Below are 5,318 nucleotides of genomic sequence, written 5' to 3'. Positions count from 1 at the left end.
GAGATTTAGGGATTACGGAGTGTCGCTTGTTTCCTGCGTTCCCAAAGTCAACGACTCAATTTAATGCTAACATAAAGTCGCCCTAAAGGGCGAGGTTTTCAACCCAAATTTTCGATAATTTAAGAGTCACTCCCCTTGCAGGAGTGCCTCTCCTGATATGTAGCCTATACTCAGCGGATTTAGTATGATTGACGAATTGGCGTTATTTCAGCCTCTATTTTCAAGTCAGGAGATCGGGTGTTAGGGTGTTAGGGTGTTAGGGTGTTAGGGTTTTAGTTGAAATTCCCCCACTTCCCCACTTCCCCACGAGAAACTTTTTGCCGCAAACCCTAGATAGTCAACAGCTGACCATGACCACGGTGATATTATCAGAACCGCCGGCTTCTTTGGCCGCTGCCACTAAATTCTCGACAATTTCCTGACAATCGGCACTGGTTTGCAAATAATCGCTAATTTCCTCGTCGGACAGTTCTTCCGTCAAACCATCACTACAGAGAATTAAACTATCGCCGGATTGCAGATCGAGGGGAGATACCGTCACTGGGGGCAAATCGCAACGACCGAGACATTGAAATAAAACGTGCCGCCAAGGGTGGTTTTTGGCTTCTTCTTCGGACAGATCGCCCATTTTTATCGCCCTAGCTATCCACGTATGATCCTCCGTCACCTGTTCTAATTTTTGCTCACGAAAGCGATAGAGACGGGAATCACCAATATGGGTGTACCAAGAGCCATCATCTCGGAAGATAGCCATGACTAGGGTTGTCCCCATGTCCTGTCTTTCGGGATTTTTTAGCTGATCTTCGATAATCTTCTCGTTAGCGACGGTAATTGCCTCCTGCAGCAATTCCCCGGCAGCCCGGGGCGAATTCCAGTGTTCTTCTAGATGAGCTTGGATAGTTTCAGTGGCGATTTGACTAGCTTCCTGGCCCCCCGCATGACCTCCCATACCATCAGCAACGATAAAAAAGCGCCGCTCGGGGTCGATATAATAACTATCCTGATTAACCGATCGCACTACACCAGGATCGGTCATTCCTCCAAAAGAAAGATTGTTCATCGAAATTTCTGCTTTTAACACAATATTTATTATCCCGCAATCAATTACATCATGCGATCCTGACGTTCAATTTTTCGCCAAAGTCTCACAAGAGCTATCCCCGGCAGCAGGGAAATCGCCATCGGCACTAAAGTCAACCAACCAAAACCACTGACGAATAGAAGCGTCGCTGAGATAAGTAAAGCACTGACCAGTAAAGTATAGTTGGTTCCCATTTGAATCATACCCAATCGCCGCAAAAGTCGATCGGATTCGCTCGAACGGACCCGGACACGGATATCACCCCGTTCTAATTTTTCGATCGTATCATCGATGCGTCGGGGTAAACTCAGGGCGGTGCTGCTCACTTGGGCTGCTTGTCGTCCTAACTCATCGAGGATATTACTGCCATTATTTCCTGTCATATCATTTACTAATTGCAGGGCAAAAGGTTGGGCCACTTCCATAAAGTTAAATTCGGGATCGAGTCCTTTGCCTACCCCTTCCAGGGTAGAAAATGCCCGCATAACGAAGGTAAAGGTAGCGGGAAAGCGAAAAGGCTGATCGTAGGCGATTTCATAGAGATCATCGCTGATAGAGGCTACGGACTGTTCCTCAAAGGGTTTATCCATGAAGTTATCGAGCATATACTGGATCGATCGCCGCACTGCTCCCATATCACCATTAGCAGTTAATGCTCCTAAATCCACCAGAGAAGTGACCACGCGATCGGCATCTTTTTGGGCAATTCCCAAGAGAGTCTGCATTAATTTTTCGCGCACGTTGGTTTTAATTTGTCCCATCATGCCGAAATCGTAGAAAATTAGGGAGCCATCACTATCAACGGCAATATTGCCAGGGTGAGGATCCGCGTGAAAAAAGCCGTTATTGAGTAGTTGAATTAGATAGGCTTTTGCCCCTAGTTTAGCCAACAATTTGCGATCGAGTCCGGCTGCTTCTAGGGCTTCATAATGACTGATTTTGATGCCGGGGAGGTATTCTAGGGTTAAAACCCGGGGAGCGGTGTAGCGCCAATAGACTTTCGGTACTTTGACCCAATCTTCCTCGCGAAAATTACGGCGAAAAGTGTCAGCGTTACGACCTTCATTGAGATAATCGGTTTCTTCCCAGAGGATTTTACAGCATTCTTCATAAATACCCGTCCAATCGCGACCTTTACCCCATTTGGGATGATTTTGGAAATATTGGGCGATTTTTTTTAGGATGGTCAGATCGATACTAAATAATTTTTTCAATCCGGGCCGTTGGACTTTGACCACCACATCTTCCCCGCTCTTCAGTTGGGCCCGGTGAACTTGTCCTAAACTAGCGGCTGCTAGGGGGATGGGATCGAAGCTTTTAAAGAGTTGATTGAGGGGTTTACCGAGGGATACCTCGATAATTTTGCTGGCCTGTTCGTAGGTAAATGCGGGAACCTGATCCTGTAGTTTCGAGAGTTCTTCCACATATTCGAGGGGAAAAAGATCGGCCCGGGTGGAGAACAGTTGACCGACTTTAATAAAAGTTGGACCCAATTCTAGCATGGTTTCCCGAATCCAAGCGGCTTGTTTTCTGCGTCTGCTGGCGAGTTTTTCCTGGCTATAGCCACCGTTATAGCTCCATTTTTTACCGTTGAGCCAGAATTGATAAAGTACAGTCAGAACGAATCGCCAAATATCTAGACGACGACGATTGATGGAATAGTTTTCTCGATTCCAACGATAGCTATTTTTGGCGACTTGGAGGGCCGGCATTGCTGGGTTTAACTCTAGGGTAACGGGGACGGGTAGAAGGGCTGACACGCAATTTTTGGGGCTTTAAAGCGACTAAAAGAGGGTTTTTGGTTAATTCTGGTAGTTTTTGAGTTCCGAGCGCAATTGGGCGATTTCGGCCCGCATTTCGTCGATGTTTTCCTGCACATCGGCACTGGAGGAACCACTGGAGTCTGTCTCAGTATATACTCCCTTTTCCATGGCTCGATCGGCTCTCATTTGCACTTCTTCGACGAATTGCCGCAGGTTTTCCCGTTGTTCGGCATCAAATTTGCCTAATTCGCTTAAAGCGTTGGTGAACGCATCTTCTAGCTGTTCACTGACCACTTCAGCGATCGCTCGTCCGAGGAAAAAGGCGTGAATAACGGGGTTAGTCATAATCTTAAATGGATGTTTTCGCTTGCTGGGTTTTGTGAACGGGAAAGGCGATAATAAATTCCCTAACTACTAGGTTAGGCGACAGAACCAGAAAAGGCAAATCGTTTTTCTGAAAAGGGAGGTTAGACCAAATCCGTTTTCAATAGTGTGATTAACTCTCAAGTTATGAATTGTTTCTCCCTTCTCCCCACACCCTACACCCTACACCCTACACCCTACACCCCACTCTCCTATGCCTTTTAAACAGGATTTAGTATGAGACTGGGAGGTTAATCGACAAAATTAGGGGAAAGAAAGGGTGCTAAGGAAGCAGAATCCGGTTCGATCGCGTCGAGAATTATCGCTGAAATCAACCCGATTAGCGAAATAATAGTGTCATCAACAATATCAGTCTCTGGAGAGTTAAGATGCTCAGAAAACGTTTATTAATCCCCTTAATATTATCCCTAGTCACTTTTGGTTTAGTGGTGGCCTGTAATTCCAGCACTCCCACCAGTCAAACTAACCCCAGTCCCGCAGAAAACGCCGCCACTGCTGCTATTCCCATCGGTGCAGCCTTAGCTCAAACCAGCAATCTCGCCCTATTGGGACAGGAACAGGTGATCGGTGTCAAGATGGCTGAAACATATTTTAATAAAAAGGGCGGAGTCAATGGAACACCGATTAAAGTTATTATCCAGGATGTGACCGGGGATGAACCGGGAGCGATCAACGCCATCAATACCCTCATCACCAAAGATAAGGTGGTGGGTATTCTCGGTCCGTCCCTGTCCCAACAAGCTTTTGCCGCTAGTCCGATCGCCGATCGAGCCAAAGTTCCCATTCTCGGCCCCTCTAACACGGCTAAAGGTATCCCCCAGATCGGTGAATATGTGGGTAGGGTGTCCGCTCCTGTGGCTGTGGTCGCTCCCAATGCGGTTAAAACCGCTTTAAAAATCGATCCCAAGATTAAAAAAGTGGCTGTCTTTTTTGCCCAAAATGATGCTTTTAGTAAATCGGAAACGGAAACTTTTCAAGAAACCCTGAAGAGTTTAAATCTTGATATTGTCACCGTGCAGAAATTCCAAACCACCGATACAGATTTTCAAAACCAAGCCACCGCCGCTATTAATATTAAACCGGATTTAGTGGTTATTTCTGGTTTGGTTGCTGACGGGGGCAATTTGGTCAAACAGTTGCGACAATTAGGCTATCAGGGATTAATTATTGGTGGCAATGGTTTAAATACTTCTAATATTTTCCCAGTTTGTCAAGCTCAATGTGATGGCATTATCATTGCTCAAGCTTATAATCCGGAATTAGATAATCCTATTAATCGGGATTTTGTCGCCGCTTATACAGCAGAAAATAAAAAAGCACCGCCCCAATTTACTGCTCAAGCTTTTACGGGAATTCAAGTTTTTGTCGAGGCCTTAAAACGAGTAGATGATAAAAATAAACTCAGTACACTTTCCCTCGAACAAATTCGCCAACAATTAAATCAGGAAATTTTAGCGGGTAAGTATGTCACTGTCCTGGGAGATATTGCTTTTACTCCCGAAGGGGAAATCATTCAGGATAAATTCTCCGTGGCACAAATTAAAATGGATGCCGATGGTAAAAATGGTAAATTTACTTTTGTGAAAAATTAATCAGTAAGGGGTTCTTCTCATTTCCACCTCGTTGCAAGGGTATCCCTTGCAACGCACTTCCAGAACGTAGGTTGGGTTGAAGCATGAAACCCAACGTCCGATCATGTTGCGCCACCGCTAACCCATCCTACAAATAATTGTGCCTCCCTACTTACCTCGTTGCAAGCATCTCCCTTGCAACGCACTTCCAGAGGTTCTAGTTCTTGTATAACCCATCAGGGAAGGGAGGAATATCCTCCCTTTTCTCGTGCCAATGTAGAACCTTGGCAGGAGAGAAGAAACCCACATTCCGCACCCTCAACTGTCACATAAGCTGTCCCCCTCCAGAGACTTGAGTAAAAATACTTAGCTGGTGAAGGTTTTCTCGGTGGCCGTTAGGGGGAGCTTGAGACCCCTAATTAGGGTCTGCTGAAAAAGTTTTTCGTGGGGACAGGGTGTGGGGTGTGGGGTGTGGGGTGTAGGGTTTTACCGATTCTCATCTGGTCAATTACCTAATTT

General features: G+C 45.9%; 4 protein-coding genes. 1 reads left to right on the top strand and 3 read right to left on the bottom strand.

What is annotated here, in order from left to right; all coding sequences use genetic code 11:
* Positions 1–337: 337 nt before the first annotated feature.
* From PX482_RS03530 to PX482_RS03520, 3 genes are all read right to left on the bottom strand, one after another.
* On the bottom strand, positions 338–1,060 hold the full coding sequence (locus PX482_RS03530; RefSeq protein ID WP_043999238.1) for a Stp1/IreP family PP2C-type Ser/Thr phosphatase: 723 nt from the start codon (positions 1,058–1,060) through the stop codon (positions 338–340).
* Positions 1,061–1,104: 44 nt separating this feature from the next.
* Positions 1,105–2,793, bottom strand: coding sequence for an ABC1 kinase family protein (locus tag PX482_RS03525; protein ID WP_002761070.1), 1,689 nt, complete (start codon positions 2,791–2,793; stop codon positions 1,105–1,107).
* Positions 2,794–2,883: 90 nt separating this feature from the next.
* Entirely contained in the window at positions 2,884–3,189 is a 306-nt protein-coding gene (locus PX482_RS03520; RefSeq protein ID WP_002761072.1) for a DUF6825 family protein, read from the bottom strand.
* 407 nt (positions 3,190–3,596) lie between these two features.
* On the opposite strand from PX482_RS03520, the gene PX482_RS03515 reads away from it, so the two are divergent.
* Complete coding sequence (locus PX482_RS03515; RefSeq protein WP_002761074.1) at positions 3,597–4,820, top strand: ABC transporter substrate-binding protein; 1,224 nt, start codon at positions 3,597–3,599, stop codon at positions 4,818–4,820.
* The last annotated feature ends 498 nt before the right edge of the window (positions 4,821–5,318 follow it).

This window comes from Microcystis sp. M53602_WE12, assembly GCF_030065455.1.
Classification (GTDB): Bacteria; Cyanobacteriota; Cyanobacteriia; order Cyanobacteriales; family Microcystaceae; genus Microcystis; species Microcystis aeruginosa.
Note: the sequence above shows the minus strand (reverse complement) of the source record. Positions and strands in the feature narration are given on the sequence as shown.

Excerpts from the sequence above, each read along its gene's own strand:
- PX482_RS03530 (WP_043999238.1), bottom strand. The coding sequence starts at position 1,060 with ATGAACAATCTTTCTTTTGGAGGAATGACCGATCCTGGTGTAGTGCGA.
- PX482_RS03525 (WP_002761070.1), bottom strand. The coding sequence starts at position 2,793 with ATGCCGGCCCTCCAAGTCGCCAAAAATAGCTATCGTTGGAATCGAGAA.
- PX482_RS03520 (WP_002761072.1), bottom strand. The coding sequence starts at position 3,189 with ATGACTAACCCCGTTATTCACGCCTTTTTCCTCGGACGAGCGATCGCT.
- PX482_RS03515 (WP_002761074.1), top strand. The coding sequence starts at position 3,597 with ATGCTCAGAAAACGTTTATTAATCCCCTTAATATTATCCCTAGTCACT.